23 protein-coding genes are annotated in these 17,273 nt (G+C 68.0%); 9 read left to right on the top strand and 14 right to left on the bottom strand.

Going from position 1 to position 17,273, the window contains the following annotated elements; genetic code table 11:
- Positions 1-15: 15 nt before the first annotated feature.
- Positions 16-1,431: a Si-specific NAD(P)(+) transhydrogenase gene (gene sthA, locus A5708_RS01030; protein ID WP_065026840.1), complete on the bottom strand. Its 1,416-nt coding sequence runs from the start codon at positions 1,429-1,431 to the stop codon at positions 16-18.
- A gap of 113 nt (positions 1,432-1,544) precedes the next feature.
- Between sthA and A5708_RS01025 the strand changes: the two genes are divergently transcribed.
- Positions 1,545-2,603 carry a DUF4192 domain-containing protein gene (locus A5708_RS01025; protein WP_065026839.1) on the top strand — a complete coding sequence of 353 codons (1,059 nt, stop codon included), beginning with the start codon at positions 1,545-1,547 and terminating at the stop codon, positions 2,601-2,603.
- Positions 2,604-2,623: 20 nt separating this feature from the next.
- Here A5708_RS01025 and A5708_RS01020 read toward each other — a convergent pair whose 3' ends face one another.
- From A5708_RS01020 to A5708_RS01010, 3 genes are all read right to left on the bottom strand, one after another.
- A complete protein-coding gene (locus A5708_RS01020; protein ID WP_064951794.1) occupies positions 2,624-3,313 on the bottom strand; it encodes a metal-dependent transcriptional regulator in 690 nt (229 codons plus the stop codon).
- Between the two features lie 131 nt (positions 3,314-3,444).
- Positions 3,445-4,404: a sigma-70 family RNA polymerase sigma factor SigB gene (gene sigB, locus A5708_RS01015; protein ID WP_064879658.1), complete on the bottom strand. Its 960-nt coding sequence runs from the start codon at positions 4,402-4,404 to the stop codon at positions 3,445-3,447.
- Positions 4,405-4,571: 167 nt separating this feature from the next.
- Positions 4,572-5,006 carry a DUF3099 domain-containing protein gene (locus A5708_RS01010; protein WP_155765834.1) on the bottom strand — a complete coding sequence of 145 codons (435 nt, stop codon included), beginning with the start codon at positions 5,004-5,006 and terminating at the stop codon, positions 4,572-4,574.
- Between the two features lie 58 nt (positions 5,007-5,064).
- Here A5708_RS01010 and A5708_RS01005 point away from each other — a divergent pair, with 58 nt between their 5' ends.
- Complete coding sequence (locus A5708_RS01005; protein ID WP_064879665.1) at positions 5,065-5,304, top strand: DUF3039 domain-containing protein; 240 nt, start codon at positions 5,065-5,067, stop codon at positions 5,302-5,304.
- On the opposite strand, the gene A5708_RS01000 is transcribed toward A5708_RS01005, so the two are convergent.
- Both A5708_RS01000 and A5708_RS00995 read right to left on the bottom strand, forming a co-directional pair.
- Positions 5,305-6,309 (bottom strand): YihY/virulence factor BrkB family protein, encoded by a 1,005-nt coding sequence (locus tag A5708_RS01000; RefSeq protein WP_065026837.1) that lies wholly within the window; start codon positions 6,307-6,309, stop codon positions 5,305-5,307. It abuts the gene before it with no gap.
- A 67-nt stretch (positions 6,310-6,376) separates the two neighbouring features.
- Positions 6,377-6,562, bottom strand: coding sequence for a DUF7455 domain-containing protein (locus tag A5708_RS00995; RefSeq protein WP_007774888.1), 186 nt, complete (start codon positions 6,560-6,562; stop codon positions 6,377-6,379).
- Between the two features lie 133 nt (positions 6,563-6,695).
- Here A5708_RS00995 and A5708_RS00990 point away from each other — a divergent pair, with 133 nt between their 5' ends.
- Positions 6,696-7,070 (top strand): DUF952 domain-containing protein, encoded by a 375-nt coding sequence (locus A5708_RS00990; RefSeq protein ID WP_065026836.1) that lies wholly within the window; start codon positions 6,696-6,698, stop codon positions 7,068-7,070.
- On the opposite strand, the gene A5708_RS00985 is transcribed toward A5708_RS00990, so the two are convergent.
- The 3 genes from A5708_RS00985 to ppgK form a co-directional block, all read right to left on the bottom strand.
- Positions 7,010-7,432, bottom strand: a complete 423-nt coding sequence (locus A5708_RS00985; protein WP_065026923.1) for a RidA family protein — start codon at positions 7,430-7,432, stop codon at positions 7,010-7,012. The genes A5708_RS00990 and A5708_RS00985 overlap by 61 nt on opposite strands.
- A gap of 101 nt (positions 7,433-7,533) precedes the next feature.
- Positions 7,534-9,063: an RNA polymerase sigma factor gene (locus tag A5708_RS00980; protein WP_155765831.1), complete on the bottom strand. Its 1,530-nt coding sequence runs from the start codon at positions 9,061-9,063 to the stop codon at positions 7,534-7,536.
- 175 nt (positions 9,064-9,238) lie between these two features.
- Entirely contained in the window at positions 9,239-10,048 is an 810-nt protein-coding gene (gene ppgK, locus A5708_RS00975; RefSeq protein ID WP_065026834.1) for a polyphosphate--glucose phosphotransferase, read from the bottom strand.
- A gap of 101 nt (positions 10,049-10,149) precedes the next feature.
- On the opposite strand from ppgK, the gene A5708_RS00970 reads away from it, so the two are divergent.
- Positions 10,150-11,028 (top strand): inositol monophosphatase family protein, encoded by an 879-nt coding sequence (locus tag A5708_RS00970; RefSeq protein WP_065026833.1) that lies wholly within the window; start codon positions 10,150-10,152, stop codon positions 11,026-11,028.
- A gap of 9 nt (positions 11,029-11,037) precedes the next feature.
- On the opposite strand, the gene cei is transcribed toward A5708_RS00970, so the two are convergent.
- Complete coding sequence (gene cei, locus A5708_RS00965; RefSeq protein WP_065026832.1) at positions 11,038-11,691, bottom strand: envelope integrity protein Cei; 654 nt, start codon at positions 11,689-11,691, stop codon at positions 11,038-11,040.
- A 181-nt stretch (positions 11,692-11,872) separates the two neighbouring features.
- On the opposite strand from cei, the gene A5708_RS00960 reads away from it, so the two are divergent.
- Positions 11,873-12,175: a DUF4193 domain-containing protein gene (locus A5708_RS00960; protein WP_036468275.1), complete on the top strand. Its 303-nt coding sequence runs from the start codon at positions 11,873-11,875 to the stop codon at positions 12,173-12,175.
- Between the two features lie 9 nt (positions 12,176-12,184).
- Here the strand turns inward: A5708_RS00960 and A5708_RS00955 are convergent, their stop codons facing one another.
- On the bottom strand, positions 12,185-12,670 hold the full coding sequence (locus tag A5708_RS00955) for a DUF3093 domain-containing protein (protein WP_065026831.1): 486 nt from the start codon (positions 12,668-12,670) through the stop codon (positions 12,185-12,187).
- A 25-nt stretch (positions 12,671-12,695) separates the two neighbouring features.
- Here A5708_RS00955 and dut point away from each other — a divergent pair, with 25 nt between their 5' ends.
- On the top strand, positions 12,696-13,160 hold the full coding sequence (gene dut, locus A5708_RS00950) for a dUTP diphosphatase (protein ID WP_065026830.1): 465 nt from the start codon (positions 12,696-12,698) through the stop codon (positions 13,158-13,160).
- Positions 13,160-13,930: a DUF3710 domain-containing protein gene (locus A5708_RS00945; RefSeq protein ID WP_419538288.1), complete on the top strand. Its 771-nt coding sequence runs from the start codon at positions 13,160-13,162 to the stop codon at positions 13,928-13,930. Before dut ends, A5708_RS00945 begins: the two co-directional genes overlap by 1 nt.
- Before the next feature lie 5 nt (positions 13,931-13,935).
- Here the strand turns inward: A5708_RS00945 and A5708_RS00940 are convergent, their stop codons facing one another.
- A complete protein-coding gene (locus A5708_RS00940; protein ID WP_065026828.1) occupies positions 13,936-14,634 on the bottom strand; it encodes a hypothetical protein in 699 nt (232 codons plus the stop codon).
- A gap of 137 nt (positions 14,635-14,771) precedes the next feature.
- Here A5708_RS00940 and A5708_RS00935 point away from each other — a divergent pair, with 137 nt between their 5' ends.
- Together A5708_RS00935 and A5708_RS00930 are read left to right on the top strand one after the other, a co-directional pair.
- The gene (locus tag A5708_RS00935; protein ID WP_065026827.1) at positions 14,772-15,140 is read left to right on the top strand and encodes an OB-fold nucleic acid binding domain-containing protein; all 369 of its coding nucleotides are present in this window, start codon (positions 14,772-14,774) and stop codon (positions 15,138-15,140) included.
- A gap of 53 nt (positions 15,141-15,193) precedes the next feature.
- On the top strand, positions 15,194-15,847 hold the full coding sequence (locus A5708_RS00930) for a DUF3159 domain-containing protein (protein WP_065026826.1): 654 nt from the start codon (positions 15,194-15,196) through the stop codon (positions 15,845-15,847).
- Here the strand turns inward: A5708_RS00930 and A5708_RS00925 are convergent, their stop codons facing one another.
- Positions 15,848-16,525 carry a potassium channel family protein gene (locus A5708_RS00925; RefSeq protein WP_065026825.1) on the bottom strand — a complete coding sequence of 226 codons (678 nt, stop codon included), beginning with the start codon at positions 16,523-16,525 and terminating at the stop codon, positions 15,848-15,850.
- A 28-nt stretch (positions 16,526-16,553) separates the two neighbouring features.
- Positions 16,554-17,219, bottom strand: coding sequence for a potassium channel family protein (locus A5708_RS00920; RefSeq protein WP_120312186.1), 666 nt, complete (start codon positions 17,217-17,219; stop codon positions 16,554-16,556).
- Positions 17,220-17,273 lie beyond the last annotated feature (54 nt).

Below are 17,273 nucleotides of genomic sequence, written 5' to 3'. Positions count from 1 at the left end.
GTCGGCACCATCGGGTTAGCGGCGGAACTGGTTGAGCGCCCGGACTTTGTTCATCACGTCCAGCGCCGCCACCTTGTAGGCCTCGGAGAACGTGGGGTAGTTGAACACCGCGTCCACCAGGTACTCCACCGTGCCGCCGCAGCCCATCACGGCCTGCCCGATGTGCACCATCTCGGTGGCGCTGGTGCCGAAGATGTGCACGCCGAGCACCTTGAGGTCCTCGGTGGACACCAGCAGTTTGAGCATCCCGTAGGAGTCGCCGGCGATCTGGCCGCGGGCCAGCTCGCGGTACCTGGCCACGCCGACCTCGTAGGGCACCGCGTTCTTCGTCAGCTCCACCTCGGTGGCGCCGACGTAGGAGACCTCGGGGATGGAGTAGATGCCGATCGGCTGCAGCTCGGTGATGCCGTCGCTCGCTTCCCCGAACGCGTGGTAGGCGGCCAGCCGTCCCTGCTCCATCGACGTCGCGGCCAGCGCGGGGAAACCGATCACGTCGCCGACGGCGTAGATGTGGGGCACCTTGGTCTGGAAGTTGTCGTCGACGAAGATCCGCCCGCGGTTGTCGGCTTCCAGCTCGGCGTTGTGCAGGTCGAGGTGATCGGTCTGGCCTTGCCGCCCGGCCGAGTACATCACCGTCTCGGCGGGGATCTGCTTGCCGCTGGCCAGGGTGGTGACGGTGCCCGCCGAGCCGACGTCGACCGCGGTCACCTCCTCACCGAACCGGAACGTCACCGCCAGATCGCGCAGGTGGAACTTCAGTGCCTCGACGACTTCGGGGTCACAGAAGTCGAGCATGTCGTCGCGCTTCTCCACGACGGTGACCTTGGTGCCCAGCGCGGCGAACATCGAGGCGTACTCGATGCCGATGACACCGGCGCCGACCACCACCATCGAGGTGGGCAGCGACTTGAGGTCGAGGATCCCGTCGGAGTCGAGTACCCGGTGCTCGTCGAACTCCACGCCGGAGGGCCGGGCCGGCCGGGTGCCGGTGGCGATGACGACGTATTTGCCTGTGATGGTTATCTTTTCGTGCCGCGAAGGGTCCTCGACCTCGATGGTGTGTGCATCGACGAAACGCCCGTGGCCGATCAGCAGGTCGATGCGGTTGCGCATCAGCTGGTTGCGGACCACGTCGACTTCCTTGCCGATCACGTGCTGGGTCCGGGCCAGCAGGTCGGCCGGGGTGATCTTCTCCTTCACGCGGTAGCTCGCGCCGTAGAGTTCGCGCTGGCTCATCCCGGTGAGATAGAGGACTGCCTCGCGCAACGTCTTTGACGGAATGGTGCCGGTCTGGACGCACACGCCGCCGAGCATCTGGCCGCGCTCGACGACGGCGACCGACTTACCGAGCTTGGCCGACGCGATGGCGGCCTTTTGCCCGCCGGGCCCGGACCCGATGACCACCATGTCGTACTCTTGCGCCGAACTCATGGCTTAAACAGTAAGGCAGCACAACGCACAGTGCTGGGTTCATCCACAGGTCCGCCGCCGCACCCGGGCACGCGCGCACCGGTTGACGGTGGCGGCCGTCAGCGTTGGTGCTCATGACGACGCCTCGAGAAGACTTCGAACTTTCCCGCCCCGGTGCACTCATCGCCGCGCTGCCGGCCGTTCTCGGCTTCGTTCCCGAAAATTCATTGGTATTAGTGTCTTTGGGCGACGGGGAACTCGGCTCGGTGATGCGCGTCGACCTCTCCGAGGAACTTGCCGACGGGGTGGAGCACCTGGCGGAGGTCGCCGCCGCGGCGGCCCCCGAAGCCGTGATCGCGGTGATCGTCGACGCGGACGGGGCCTACTGTCCCAGCTGCAACGAGGAATATCGGCAGCTGGCGGCGGCGCTCGCAGAAGCCTTGTCGCAGCACCACATTGAGCTGTGGGCCACACACGTGGTCGACCAGGTGGCCCTCGGCGGCCGCTGGCACTGCGCCGAGGGTTGCGGGTCGAGCGGCGCGGTCGACGATCCCGCGGCCTCCCCGCTGGCCGCCGCGGCGGTGCTGGATGGCAGGCGGCTGTATCCGCGGCGTGCCGACCTGCAGGCGGTCATCGCGCCCGACGACCCGGCACGCACCGCCGCGCTGGCCGACGCGGTCCGGCAGCAGGCCGCCCGGCGACGGGCGGCGTATCGCGCGCATCCGGTTCGCTGCACCCGCGGCGACGTGGAGACGGCGATGGCCGCCGCCGCTCGGGTCGCGGCCGGGGAACCGCTGTCCGACAGCGAGATGGCGACGCTGGGCTGTGCGCTGGCCGATGCGCAGGTGCGCGACATCCTGTATGCCCTCGCGGTCGGCGAGAGCGCCGGCGAGGTCGAGTCGTTGTGGGCGCTGCTGGCGCGCACGCTGCCGCCGCCGTGGCGGGTCGAGGCGCTGGTGCTGATCGCATTCAGCGCGTACGCCCGCGGCGACGGCCCGCTCGCCGGGGTTTCGCTGCAGGAGGCGCTGCGCTGTGCGCCCGACCATCGGATGGCGGGCATGCTGGACACCGCGTTGCAGTCGGGGCTGCGGCCCGAGGACATCCGGGACCTGGCGCTGACCGGCTACCGGCTGGCCAAGCGGTTCGGCGTGCAGCTACCGCCGCGACGGCCGTTCGGCCGCAGGGCGGGATAGGTGGGCGCGAAGAACCCGGGTCAGACCTTCTCGACCTTGACCGCGTGCGCCATCTCGTGCGGCAGGGTGACGTTCTCGTGGCCCGGAATGACGATGGTAACCCCGGCGGAGCCGTTCTCGACGGTGACGCGCGCGTTCGGGACGACACCGGCGTCCTTCAGGCGGGAGATCAGGTCGATGTCGCCCTGGACATGTTCCGTCAGCTGGCGCACCACCACGGCCACCGGCGCGCCGGCGGGCAATTCGGTCAGCCTGACCAGGGGGCCGTCCTCGGACCAGGACTCGGGGCCCACGCCCAGGTCCAGGAGCCCGGGGATCGGGTTGCCGAAGGGCGAGGTGGTCGGGTTGTTGAGCACCTTCACCAAGCGCCGCTCGACGTCCTCGCTCATCACGTGCTCCCAGCGGCACGCCTCGGCGTGGACCTCTTCCCAGGGCAGGCCGATGACGTCGACCAGCAGACGTTCGGCGAGGCGGTGCTTGCGCATCACGGAAATCGCCAGCGCCCGGCCCTTGTCGGTGAGCTCGAGGTGGCGGTCACCGGCCACGTGAAGTAAACCGTCCCGCTCCATGCGCGACACGGTTTGGCTGACAGTCGGCCCGCTCTGATCGAGGCGCTCGGCGATGCGGGCACGAAGCGGCGTCACGCCCTCTTCTTCGAGGTCGTAGATGGTCCGCAAGTACATCTCGGTGGTGTCAACCAGATCGTTCATTCAGCACCCTCCGTCGACGCTGAGTCTACTTGGCCAGCTGCGTGAATGGTTGTAACGCCTCCCAGGCAAGCAGTATGCCCGCCGCTGACGCGGCGGGCATACTGACTGCTACCTAGCTTGTGTAAGAGGTGTTAGCTCGCGTACGACCGTAGCCTGTCGGCGCGCTCCCCGTTGCGGAGTTTGGACATTACGTCCCGCTCGATTTGCCGGACCCGCTCGCGGGACAGACCGAACAGCTTGCCGATCTGGTCCAGGGTGCGCGGCTGGCCGTCGTCCAGGCCGAAACGCAACCGGATCACCTGGTGCTCACGCTCGTCCAGGGTGGCCAGCACGCTGCGGATGTCGGTGTGCAGCAGCTCGGCGATCACCGCGTTCTCGGCGGACATCGCCTCGGCGTCCTCGATGAAGTCACCCAGCGGGGCTTCCTCCTCGGAGCCGACGGGCATGTCCAGGCTTACCGGGTCGCGGCTGTGCTCGAGCAGGTCGTTGATCTTCTCCACCGGGATGCCGGACTCGGCGGCCAGTTCCTCGTCGGTCGCCTCGCGGCCCAGGTTCTGGTGCATCTCGCGCTTGATCCGCGCCAGCTTGTTGACCTGCTCCACCAGATGAACCGGCAGCCGGATGGTGCGGCTCTGGTCGGCCATGCCGCGGGTGATGGCCTGACGGATCCACCACGTCGCGTAGGTCGAGAACTTGAATCCCTTTGTGTAGTCGAATTTTTCCATCGCGCGGATCAGCCCGAGGTTGCCCTCCTGGATCAGGTCCAGCAGCGGCATGCCGCGGCCCGTGTACCGCTTGGCCAGCGACACCACCAGACGCAGGTTCGCTTCCAGCAGGTGACGGCGCGCCGCCTGGCCGTCGCGAACCACGGCCTCCAGATCGCGTTTGCGGTTCTCCCCGAGGCGCTTACGCGTTCCAAGCAGGTGTTCGGCGTAAAGCCCGGCTTCGATGCGCTTGGCCAGCTCCACCTCGCCGGCCGCATTGAGAAGTGCCGTCTTACCTATTCCGTTGAGATATACGCGCACTAGATCCGCTGCGGGGCTTTGAGCATCCAGATCGCCGTCAAATCTGCTCGTGCTGGCGTTCGCCATAGCGACCTCCCGTTCGGCTTTGTTCTGTCATCGAGTTCAACGACAGATCAGCTCTGAGAGTTCCCAGCGATTCGCCATCTCACACGTCTTGACGTGCAGAAATGTGCCGCAGACCTGAGAATGTCCTGAGAAGTCCGCCGGGGCGGCACCTTCAGCAGAAACGACAGCTAGCCGTGATCGATTCCGCCCCGGGCACCTGGCGGCCACTCCGGCTGCGGGTGCTGCGGGGCCTCGAGCGCGCGATGTTCGGCCCGGGGGAACAGGGGCGTGCGCTGGCGGGCGTTGTCGAACCGGCGCGGCTCGTCGGCGCTGCGCGGCGGCCGGTCGTTCGCGATCAAAACGGCCATCCACGGCAATGGGATTGACAGCGCCACGATCGCCAGGGAGATCAGCCCGTTGTGCCAGGCGCCGTAGGCGACCGCGGCCAGGATGAGCGCCGGGATCCGGAAAGCCATCAAGGTCAGGTACTTACGGACCCGCGCACGGTGCTGCTCCTCATACGAGGTCGCTGCGGCGGTGATGAGTACTGGGCGGCCTTTGTTGCCGTCAAAGTCATCGAACCCCGGATCGGAGCCGTGCTTCATTTCTCCACTGTCCCACAACTGGCCGATTCCGGCTCGGCCGGTTTCCGGGCCTGCTGGGCAGTGCACAATGTCAGGTATGCAGACCCAAACGATCGAACGCACCGAGACCGACGAACGCGTCGACGACGGGACCGGCAGCGACACCCCGAAGTACTTCCACTACGTCAAGAAGGACAAGATCGCCGAGAGCGCGGTGATGGGCAACCACGTCGTGGCGTTGTGCGGCGAGGTCTTTCCCGTCACCAAGGCCGCCAAGCCGGGCTCACCGGTGTGCCCGGACTGCAAGCAGATCTACGACCGGATGAAGAAGGGCTGATCAGCCGGGTGGCTCCGCCGGCGCGACGTCGCGCTGCGCGGTGATGGGATTCGTCGTCACGGGATTCGACAGCGTGTCCGCAGCCTTCGCCAGCGCGGGCGAGTGTGACAACAGCCATTTGCGCAGCCGGTGCGCATGTGTCCGGGGTGCGGGGAATTCCTCCTGGATGGCGGCATTGAGTTCGGCGCCGATCATGATCGCGAAGCCCCCGAAGAACGAGAACAGCAGGAATGCGATCGGCGTGGACAGCGCGCCGTAGGTGTAGCCCGTGCTGGTGATCCATTGCAGGTAGATCCGCAGGCCCAGGGTGGCGATCACGAACACCGCGGTGGCCAGCGCCGCGCCGAAGAGCAGCCGATGCGTCGGCAGCGGCTCCGGCAAAGACACCCGGTACAAGATCACCACTCCGACCATCAAGACGAGGATCAACGCGGGGTAGTAGCCGTAGCGCAGCAGGTTGGCCAGGCTGACCGGAATGTGCTCACCCACCTTGCGCGGTCCCAAGACCACCAACGGCGCGGTCGCCACCACGAACACCAGCCCCACCACGTAGAGGAACAGCGCGAAGAGCCGTTGGCGTACCGGGTGGCGCAACGGCGTTTGGTCGTGCGCCTCTACCACGGAATCGACGAATGACGAGATGGCCGACGACCCCGCCCACAGCGAGATGATGAAACCAAGCGAGACCACCTCGCCGCGGGCGTGGTTGGCAATGTCGCGCACGGTCGGCTCGATGATCTCGTTGACCACGCTGCGGGAAAACACGCTGTGCGCCGTCGAGATCAGCTGGCGCAGGATGCTGGGGAGCATGTCCGGACCGAACAGCGGCGCCACATAGGCCAGGGTGCCCAGCAGCCCAAGCAGCAGCGGCGGAAGGGACAACGCCGACCAGAAACCAGCCTGAGCCGACTCCGAGAAAATCGAGTCGTCCCAACTCTTGGAAAGGGTCCTCAGGGTGATTCGCCAAATGTGGTGGCGCGACGGTTTCGCGACCTGCTCAGTCATACCCGTCCAGCATTACCGAAAATCGCTCGCACCGCCCACATTGGCGATGGGCGAGTTCGGCTGCGGGCTAGCTTTCGCTGAACTCCAGCACGGCGTCCAGCTCGGTCAGCTTCGCCTCGTGCTCGTTGGCGTGATGCTGGCAGAAGAGAAGCTCCAGTCCGGAAGGCAGCTTGGCGCGTACCCGAGCCGCAGCACCGCAGCGGTCGCAGCGGTCGGCGCGGGTCAGTTCTGGACTCGTCAGAGTTGCATTCATGGCTTCTCCGTTTCTCGTACATTCACTTTCTCAGACGTATGGCGTTTTCGCCTTGTTCCCCGATCGTTATCGGGTGTGTCGTTTCTCACGGGCAGGTCAGGTTTGGTTTGCACGTCTCTAAGGTGTCGAAGTTGTGACTTCCGTTCCGGACACCCTGGTGCATTTGTGCGGGACCGAGCAGTGGGCGCGGGCGCGCCGGCAGGGCGCCATCCACCCGGACGCCGCCGGCGGTGGCGAGTTCATCCATCTGTCGACGCCGGAGCAGGTGCACCTGCCGGCCAACCGGCTCTACCGCGGTCGCGAGGACCTGGTCCTGTTGCACATCGACCCGGCCCGGCTTGCGGCGCCGGTGCGGTGGGAGCCGGGGGTAGTAACCGATCCGGAGTCGATGTTGTTCCCGCATCTGTACGGCCCTCTGCCGGTGGCCGCCGTGGTCCGGGTCACCGCCTACCCGCCGGCCTGCGACGGCTCCTTCGCGCCGCTCTCCGGCGAAGGGGAGTCCACGTAGGCGTCGGCCTCGATCTCCACCATTAGCTGGGGTGCGATCAGCGCCGAGACCTCGACCATGGTGGCCGCCGGGCGTATGGCGCCGAAGACCTGCTCGTGCACGGCTCCCACCTCGCGCCAGCGCGAGATGTCGGTGACGTAAATGCGGGTGCGCACCACGTCGGTGAGCGCGGCACCCGCTTGGTGCAACGCAATCTCAATGCGGCGCAAAGCATCTCGTGTTTGGGCGGCGATGTCGCCGGCGGGCCCGCTGCCGGTCGTCCCGGCCACCGCCACATGCGGGCCGACCCGCACCGCGCGCGAGTAGCCGACCGCCGATTCGAAGTCGGATCCTGACGAGACGAGGGTGCGCTCCGCGGACATGGACGTCACCGTACGACGCCCCGCGCGGCGGGCGCAGCCGAATTTCAGCGACTCTCGAGATTGCTTGCGGGGCAACCGTTTTCGATCGACTGCCGATTCAACTAGTCGAGGTAGTCGCGCAGTACCTGCGAACGGCTGGGGTGGCGCAGCTTCGACATCGTCTTGGACTCGATCTGGCGGATGCGCTCACGGGTCACGCCGTAAACCTGCCCGATCTCGTCCAGGGTGCGCGGCTGGCCGTCGGTGAGACCGAAACGCAGCCGTACTACGCCCGCCTCGCGCTCCGACAGCGTCTCCAGCACCGACTGCAGCTGGTCCTGCAGCAGCGTGAACGACACCGCGTCCACGGCCACCACGGCCTCGCTGTCCTCGATGAAGTCGCCGAGCTGGCTGTCGCCCTCGTCGCCGATGGTCTGGTCCAGCGAGATCGGCTCGCGGGCGTATTGCTGGATCTCCAGCACCTTTTCGGGCGTGATGTCCATTTCCTTGGCCAGCTCTTCGGGCGTGGGCTCGCGGCCCAGGTCCTGCAGCAGCTCGCGCTGGATACGGCCCAGCTTGTTGATGACCTCGACCATGTGCACCGGGATGCGGATGGTGCGGGCCTGGTCGGCCATGGCACGGGTGATGGCCTGACGGATCCACCACGTCGCGTACGTGGAGAACTTGTAACCCTTGGTGTAGTCGAACTTCTCGACCGCGCGGATCAGGCCCAGGTTGCCCTCCTGGATGAGGTCCAGGAACGCCATGCCGCGGCCGGTGTAGCGCTTGGCCAGCGACACCACCAGTCGCAGGTTGGCTTCCAGCAGGTGGTTCTTCGCGCGGTCGCCGTCGCGGCAGATCCACACCATGTCGCGGCGCTGGGCGGCGGGCAGTTTGTCGCCGCGCTCGGTCAGCTCGGTCATCAGCTGCGTGGCGTACAGCCCGGCCTCGATCCGCTTGGCCAGCTCGACCTCTTCCTCGGCGTTGAGCAGCGCGACCTTACCGATCTGCTTGAGGTAGGCGCGAACCGAGTCGGCGGAGGCCGTCAGCTCGGCGTCCTTGCGGGCCTGCCGCAACGCCTCGGATTCGTCCTCGTCCCACACGAAATCGCCGGAGGCCTTGTCCTTTTCGCTGGGCTCGGCGATTTCCTCGTCGTCCTCCGCGGCGGCCGCGCCGGCCTTGGCGGCGGGCTTGGCGGCGGCTTCTTCGTCAGCCTCGGCCTCGTCGGAGTCGGCCTCGGCCTCGTCGGAGTCCTCGCCGTCGGACGCCACGTCGTCCTCGAGGTCGTCGAGGCTGAGGTCGGCGTCGATCTCGAGGTCTTCGCCGGGCTCACCCTCGAGGTCGGGTTCGTTGTCGAGATCCTCGACGGCACCGTCGGAATCGAGGGCGTCCGGATCCGCCGGCCCGCCCTTGGCCGCTTTGGTTCCGCGCGCTGTCGGGCCCTTGGCGCCCTTCGCGGCGGCGCGGGTCTTCTTGGGGTCGGCCGCGTCGGCCTCGGGCTTGGTGGACGGCGTTGCCTTGGTGGCCCGCTTCGCGGGTGCCGATCCGTTGGCGGCCTTGGCCGCCGGTCGCTTGGCGGGGGACGACGGAGACTTCGTGGCGGTGCGTTTCACCGGCCCATCCGTCGCCGGGCTTGCTTTCGTCGCTGCCACTTACACCCCTTCGTTTGGGCTCACCTTCGGTGGGTAGTGGGCATGGTTAACCGAAAGTGTCTGCTATGTCGATGTCGGCGTTGGTATCAGCGTGGTAGGTGCACGCTATCGGTTGGGCGTTCGCCGAGGACCATTGTAACGACAGTGCGCGGTACTACGGCCCTGCCGGGCGAAATCAGTGGGTCACGTCGGAGGTGGCGGCCATGGCCGCGCCGACGATCCCTGCGGTGTTGAGCAGGGCCGCGGCCACCACCGGGGTGCGGTTGGTCAGCAGCGGCACCCACTTGTCGGCCTTGCGGCTGATTCCACCGCCCGCGATGAACAGGTCCGGCCACACCGCGTTCTCGATGCTCACCAGCACTTTGGTCACCTGCTTGGCCCACTTCTCGTAGGACCAGTCGTTCTTCTCCTTCACCGAGGACGCCGCCCGCTGCTCGGCCTCCTTGCCGTCGACCTCGAGATGGCCGAGCTCGGTGTTGGGTATCAGCGTCCCGTTGTGAATCACCGCGGAGCCGATCCCGGTGCCGAAGGTCAGCAACACCACCAGGCCGGACTGGCCCTTGCCCGCGCCGTAGTGCTCCTCGGCCAGCCCGGCCGCGTCGGCGTCGTTGAGGACGATGACTTCCTGGCCGTTCAGCTCGGCGCTGATGACGTCGCGCGCGTTGGTGCCGATCCAGGCCTTGTCCACGTTGGCCGCCGTCTGCACCACGCCGTGGGTGACGACTCCCGGATAGGTCACCCCGAGCGGGCCGGTCCATTCGAAGGCGTTGACCACCTGGGCGATGGTCTTGGCCACCGCCGAGGGCGTCGCGGGCTGCGGGGTCAGCAGCTTGACCCGCTCGCCGATCAGCTGCCCGGTGTCCATGTCGACGATGCCGCCCTTGATGCCGCTGCCGCCGACGTCGATGCCGAATCCGCGACGCTGCGGCCTGCCGTCGGCGACGGCGGTGCCGGGCGTGTCCGTGGTCGAGTCGGTGCTGGTCATCGAATCTCCTCGGCGTGACTGGGCTGTCCGCCCACCTTAGCGCCGCGGCGGTGGCGCCCGCGGCGTCTGCGCGGCCGTGGCGACTGTGATGCGATAGACCGGTGACCCCTTCCGATGACGAGCTCCTACGGCTGCGCTCGGTCGCCGAAACCCTGGCCACGGAGGCCGCCTCGTTCGTGAGGCGTCGGCGGGCAGAGGTTTTCGGCGCTGAGGCGGGCGGCTTGCAAACACCAGACAGCGGCGCGGTGCGCTCGAAGAGCACCCCGACGGATCCGGTGACCGTGGTCGACACCGAAACGGAACGGCTGCTGCGCGACCGGCTGGCCGAATTACGGCCCGGGGACCCGATTCTCGGCGAAGAGGGCGGCGGGCCCGCCGATCCGGCGCGCACACCGGCCGGATCGGTCACCTGGGTGCTCGATCCCATCGACGGCACAGTGAATTTCGTCTACGGCGTGCCCGCCTACGCGGTGTCGGTCGGTGCACAGGTCAACGGCGAGTCGGTGGCCGGGGCGGTCGCCGACGTGGTCGGAAACCGGGTGTACTCGGCGGCGCTGGGCCTGGGTGCGCATGTCACCGACGACGAGGGAACGCAGCTGTTGCAGAGCAACGCCGTCGACGATTTGTCGATGGCGTTGCTGGGCACCGGTTTCGGCTATTCGCGGCAGCGCCGCGCGGCGCAGGCGGCGCTGTTGGCCCGGATGCTGCCGGTGGTCCGCGATGTCCGTCGCATCGGTTCGGCCGCACTGGATCTGTGCATGGTCGCCTCGGGCCGGCTCGACGCCTATTACGAGCATGGGCTGCAGCTGTGGGATCGCGCCGCCGGTGCGCTGATCGCCGCGGAGGCGGGGGCCCGGGTGGTGCTGCCCGCGCCCGGCGTGAGCGGGGCCGGCCTGGCACTGGCCGCCGCGCCCGGCATCGCCGACGAACTGCTGGCCGTCCTGGAGCGCTTCAACGGCCTGGATCCGATTCTGGATTGACCGCCCGCGTCAGCAGCTGCTGGCGTGAATCTTGGCCAGCAGCGTGGGATCTGAGGGTTCGGTGGCGCCGGGACGCAGGGTGGCGAGCACCGCGTCGATGTCGTCGTTGTGGGCCAACGCGCTGAAGTCGGTGCCCAGGGACAGGTCCACGGAATCGTCGGCGCGGTTGTCGTTGAACAGCTCGGTGCACGGCGCCACCAGCCACACGGCCGCCGCGGTGGCCTGTCCGGCGGTGCCGAAACGGATCTGGCCCTGGCAGGTGAGTCTGGTGCCCGCATAGAGGGGGTCGTTGGCGGCGGTCGGTTGCGCGAAGCCGAGGTCTTTCATCGCCCCGGCGACATCGCCGGCCTGCCCGCCCCGGCCGCTGGCGTTGAGCACGCGAACCTTGGTGTCGGCGAGCTTGGCGGGTGTGACGTCCATCATGGCGCTGCGCGACACCTGCTCACCGAGCTGGGCCGGCGCCGAGCCGGCCGCCGCCTGGGGCGGGGGGTTGCACACCACGGCCTCGTGCACCTTGGCGGGCCGGGTCAGCGCGATCGTCCAGATCACGCCGGTGGCCACCGCGAGAAGCACCACCACGACGATGGCCGGCCGGGGGTTGCGCCGCCGAAAAGGGCGGCCGTGCTTGTCAAAGGCTGTACCCTCGGTGATTTGCGTGACCACAGCTGCACTCTAGCCGCACGCTAAACCCACTGTTCAGACACGAGCGCAAGGGTAAAAATAGGGGTGTGACGTAAATCACACCTTAATGGGCCGCGATACGGGCACGAATCGTTTGGTGGATGCGTTCGACGCTGGTACAAAGCGATGCTTGGATAACGAGGGCATGTGAGGGGATAGGGCAATGCCTACCGACTACGACGCTCCACGGCGTACCGAGACCGACGACGTTTCGGAGGACTCGCTGGAGGAGCTCAAAGCGCGACGGAACGAGGCGGCGTCGGCCGTCGTCGACGTCGACGAATCCGAATCCGCTGAGAACTTTGAACTGCCTGGTGCCGACCTGTCTGGTGAAGAACTGTCGGTTCGCGTGATTCCGAAGCAGGCCGACGAGTTCACTTGCTCGAGCTGCTTTTTGGTGCAACACCGCAGCCGGCTGGCCAGCGAGAAGAACGGCGTGATGATCTGTACCGACTGCGCGGCCTGATAGCTGCACTCACCGTGTCAGGGCCGACAGCACCCGCTCGGGGTGACGGCAGCTCACCAGCCAGTACGGCGTCGGATCGTCCGGATCGTCGAGTACCGCCAGGATCATCGGCCCTACCCATGCCCTGTGCAGCACATACGCCGCTGGGTCGAGTTGCCGGCCCAGGGCGGCGGACTTCGCCGAGGGCGCTATCTCCGCGGACCGGGAGATCACGGTGACCGGCAGATGCGCCTGGCCGGCCCACAACTGCACCTCGCCCGGCGCCGCCGGGTCGGCGGTGACCCGGATCTCGATGCGGCCCAGCCACAGCAGCGCCGCGGCCGCCACCGCGAACAGCGTCGCGTACGGCCACCACGACGAGTCGCGGGTGACGCCCATGTTGAATTCGAAGGCGATGATGCCGGCCAGCGCGAAGGCCGGTGGCCACCACCACCACGGAACCCACAATCGTTCGCGATACCGCACGTTGTGCGGCGCGACGCGCGTATCGGACACGCAGTCAAGGGTAGTCTGTGGCCCCGTGTCGACCAGTCTGGCCATCGTCCGTCTTGACCCCGAGCTTCCGCTGCCCAGCCGCGCCCACGAGGGCGACGCCGGGATCGATCTGTTCAGCGCCGAAGACGTCAAACTGGAGCCCGGGCGACGTGCCCTGGTGCGGACGGGGGTCGCGGTCGCCATCCCGTTCGGAATGGTCGGCTTGGTGCATCCACGCTCGGGACTGGCTGCGCGAGTTGGACTTTCGATCGTCAACAGTCCGGGTACCATCGACGCGGGCTATCGCGGCGAGATCAAGGTTGCGCTGATCAACCTGGACCCGAGCGAGCCGATCGTGGTGCACCGCGGCGATCGCATCGCCCAGTTGTTGGTGCAGCGAGTCGAATTAGTGGAGTTGGTCGAGGTGTCGTCGTTCGACGAGGCCGGGCTGGCCGAAACATCCCGTGGCGATGGTGGTCACGGTTCCTCCGGCGGACATGCGAGTTTGTGATGGCATTCGGTAAACGCACACCCAAAGACGACGACACCTCCGGCGCCGACACCTCGGCGGCCGACGAGGTCGCGGCCCCCGACGACGAGCCGTCCCCCGAGGAGCTCGAGGGCCCGTTCGACATCGAGGACTTCGACGACCCTGCGGTCGCGGAGCTGGCGCGGCTCGACCTGGGCTCGGTGCTGATCCCCATGCCGGAGGCCGGCCAGCTGCAGGTCGAGCTGACCGAAACCGGTGTGCCGAGCGCGGTCTGGGTCGTCACGCCCAACGGGCGCTTCACCATCGCCGCCTATGCCGCGCCCAAGACCGGCGGCCTGTGGCGCGAAGTGGCCGGCGAGCTCGCCGAATCGCTGCGCAACGACTCGGCCCAGGTCAGCATCAAGGACGGGCCGTGGGGTCGCGAGGTGGTGGGCACCGCGACCGGCGTGGTGCGCTTCATCGGCGTCGACGGCTACCGGTGGATGATCCGCTGCGTCATCAACGGCCCACACGAGACGATGGAAGCCCTGGAGCAGGAGGCGCGAGCGGCCTTGGCGGACACCGTGGTTCGGCGTGGCGACACGCCGCTTCCGGTGCGCACGCCGCTGACCGTGCAGCTGCCCGAGCCGATGGCACAGCAGCTGCGCGAGGCCGCCGCCGCGCAACAGGCTGCGCAGCAGGACGACGCCCAACAGGCCGAGGGGCAGCAGGCACCGCCCAACGAACCGGCCGCGCGCCGCAGCGTCGACGGGTCGGCGATGCAGCAGCTGCGCACCACCACCGGCGGCTGAGCCGGCTACAGGTCGGCCAGCGCCCCCAGGCAGGCCGCCCCCAGGGCCGCCGGGTCCGCGCCGATCTGATCCAGCGTCACCGTCCGCAGCGCCGCACGCGGCGCGGCGGCGACCCAGTCGAGCCCGGCCTGCAACGGATGGATCGGATCGTCGACCGCGGACGCGACGCCGAGCGGCGCCGCCAGCCCGCCCAGCTCGTCGCAGCTCGGCGCGACGTAAGCGGCCGCCTCCTCCATGGCAACGGGCAGATGCGGCCATTGGGCGCCCCACGACCGGGTCAGCTCGTCGGCCAGCCAGGGCGGGCTGGACGCCCGCATCTGGGTCGTGGTCGCCGCCAGGCCGTCGGCGCGCAACTGTGACGCCGAATACCGCGCCGCAAGCGCCGCGGGCGCGGCCCCGGGCGCGCCCGCCCACGCCGGCAGCGCGGCCAGCACCGCGACCGTCCGGTCCGGATGGGCCAGCGCCCAGGCGGCCGCCACCGCGGCCCCGATCGAGACCCCGCCCACAACGACCGGTCCCTGGTGGCCCGCGTCATCCAGCGCCGCAAGGTAGCCCTCGATCAACCGGTCGGGCCGCGGCGGCGGGGTCACCAGCCGCGCGCCGAGCTCGGACAAGGGGCCGGAAAATGCCCGGTGAACGTAGTCGTCGTCGGAGCCGGTTCCGGGCAACAACACCGTCGTGACACCGCGCAGATCGACCACCACCTCTCGATAGTGCCCCGCCGTTCACCCGCCCTCCAACACGACGTTTGAGTCGGTTGGCGCTGGGGAACCAAGAGGTCTACGGTGTCCGTTGGCATAAATGGAAGCATCGAGGCTTATCAGCATTGTCAGGAGTGGCCATGGGGGCCCAAGGATATCTGCGCCGCCTCACCCGTCGGTTGACGGAGGATCCGGAGCAGCTCGACTCGGACGAACTTTCCGACGAGGTCGCAAGCACGGGCGCGCAACGCGCGATCGACTGCGAGCGTGGCCAAGAGGTCACGATGGTGGGCACGCTCCGTAGCGTCGAGTGCAACGGCAGAGCCTGCGCCGGCGGAGTACGCGCCGAACTGTTCGACGGCAGCGACACCGTCACGCTCGTCTGGCTGGGACAGCGCCGCATCCCCGGCATCGACTCGGGCCGCACCCTGCGAGTGCGTGGGCGCCTCGGCAAGCTGGAGAACGGAACCAAGGCGATCTACAACCCGCACTACGAAATTCAGCGGTGACCGACCCCCAAGATCTGGGGGCAACCCCGCGGGAGTCGGGCGCATCAAAACAAATGACCTCTAACCGCATCAACCCGGAACGTCTGCTGGCACAGGCAGGCGGGGTGAGTGGTGTCATCTACTCGTCGCTGCCGGTGGTGGTCTTCGTCGTCGCCTCGAGTGTGTCGGGACTGATTCCCGCGATCGTGGCTGCGCTGACGGTGGCCGCGTTGATCCTGGTGTGGCGGCTGATTCGCCGCGAATCCCCACAGCCCGCGTTCTCCGGGTTCTTCGGCGTCGCGCTGTGCGCGCTGATCGCCTACGTGCTGGGGGAGTCCAAGGGCTATTTCCTGCTGGGCATCTGGATGTCGCTGGTGTGGGCCGTGGTGGTCGCGGCGTCGGTGCTGATCCGCCGTCCCCTGGTCGGCTACGGGTGGAGCTGGGCAACCGGGCGTGGCGACGGCTGGCGCAGCGTGCCCCGGGCCGTCTATGCGTTCGACATCGCCTCGGTGGGTTGGGTGCTGGTGTTCGCCGCGCGGTTCGTGGTTCAGGGACTGCTCTATGACGCCGACCGGACCGGATGGCTGGCGGTGGCGCGGATCGCGATGGGCTGGCCGCTGACCGTGCTGGCCGCGTTGGCCACCTATGCGGCGATCAAGTCGGCGCAACGGGCCATCGCCGCCGATGGCCCCGCGGTGGACGTGGAACCCGGCGCCGTCACCGACTGATCAGCCGCCGGCCGGATTGTGGCTGCCCAACAGCAGCTTCTGCAGGTCCTCTTCCGCCTCGGCGACCGCGACGAACAGCAACTCGTCACCGCCCTCCAGCGGCTCGTCCTCCTCGGGCACGATCACCCGCGGGCCACGCAGGATCGTCACCAGCGAGGTGTTCCGCGGCAGTTGCAGTTTGCGCACCGGCTTGCCGCCCCACGGCGTGTCGTCGGGCAGCGTGATCTCGACCAGGTTGGCCTGCCCCTTGCGGAATTCCATCAGCCGTACCAGATCGCCGACGGCGACGGCCTCTTCGATCAGCGACGCCAGCATGCGCGGCGTCGACACCGCCACGTCGACCCCCCAGGCGTCGGTGAACAGCCATTCGTTGCGGGGATCGTTGACCCGCGCCACCACCCGCGGCACCGCGAATTCGGTTTTGGCCAAAAGACTTAGCACGACGTTGGCCTTGTCATCGCCGGTCGCCGCCACCACCACGTCGAATTCGTGCAGGTGCACCGACTCCAGCAGGCTCAGTTCGCAGGCGTCGCCCAGCCGCCAGTGCGCGGCCGGGATCGCGTCGACGTCGACGTGATCGGGATTACGTTCGATCAGCGTCACATCGTGGCCGTTGCCGATGAGTTCGCGGGTGACCGAGCGGCCGACCGCGCCGGCGCCGGCTACAGCTACCTTCATCTGCGCCGCTCCTCAATGCTCGAATTCATCACAGGTCTTCACTGGGTGGTAGGGCGGCGATGGCCACCGCCTCTGCGGCGCGGCCGGAGATCGCGGCGACGTACACCTGGTCGCCTGCCTGGATAACCGATTTGGGCTCCGGCAACACGCCGGCCCCGAAACGGATGAGGAATGCCACCCGGGCGCCGGTGGCCTGCTCGAGGTCGGTGACCCGATGGCCGATCCAATCCTCGTGCAGGACGACCTCGGACACGGCGACGGTGCCGGTCGGATCGCGCCACTTGGCCGTCTCGGTCTCGCGCAGCAGCGCGTTGAGCAGGCGGTCGGTGGTCCAGGGCACGGTCGCGATGGTGGGAATGCCCAGCCGCTCGTAGACCTCGGCGCGTTTGGCGTCGTAGATGCGGGCCACCACCCGCTTGACGCCGAACGTCTCCCGGGCCAGCCGGGCCGAGATGATGTTGGAGTTGTCGCCGGAGGACACCGCGGCGAACGCGTCCGCTTCCTCGATGCGGGCCCTCAGCAGCACATCTCGGTCGAATCCCTGCCCCAGCACCCGTTCGCCGGCGTATTCGGGGCTGAGCCGGTTGAACGCGGTGCTGTCACGGTCGATGACCGCGACGTCGTGACCGATGCGGGAGAGCCCGTCAGCGACCGAAGAACCGACCCGGCCGCAGCCCATCACCACTACTCGCAACTTGAGGTCCTCTCGACCGCGTCCTGCGCCCTTCTCCGGCAACCCACGTCGGCC

Source organism: Mycobacterium colombiense (assembly GCF_001672755.1).
In the GTDB taxonomy this organism is placed as follows: domain Bacteria; phylum Actinomycetota; class Actinomycetes; order Mycobacteriales; family Mycobacteriaceae; genus Mycobacterium; species Mycobacterium colombiense_C.
The sequence above is the reverse complement of the archived record's forward strand: the minus strand, read 5'-3'. Positions and strand labels throughout refer to the sequence as shown.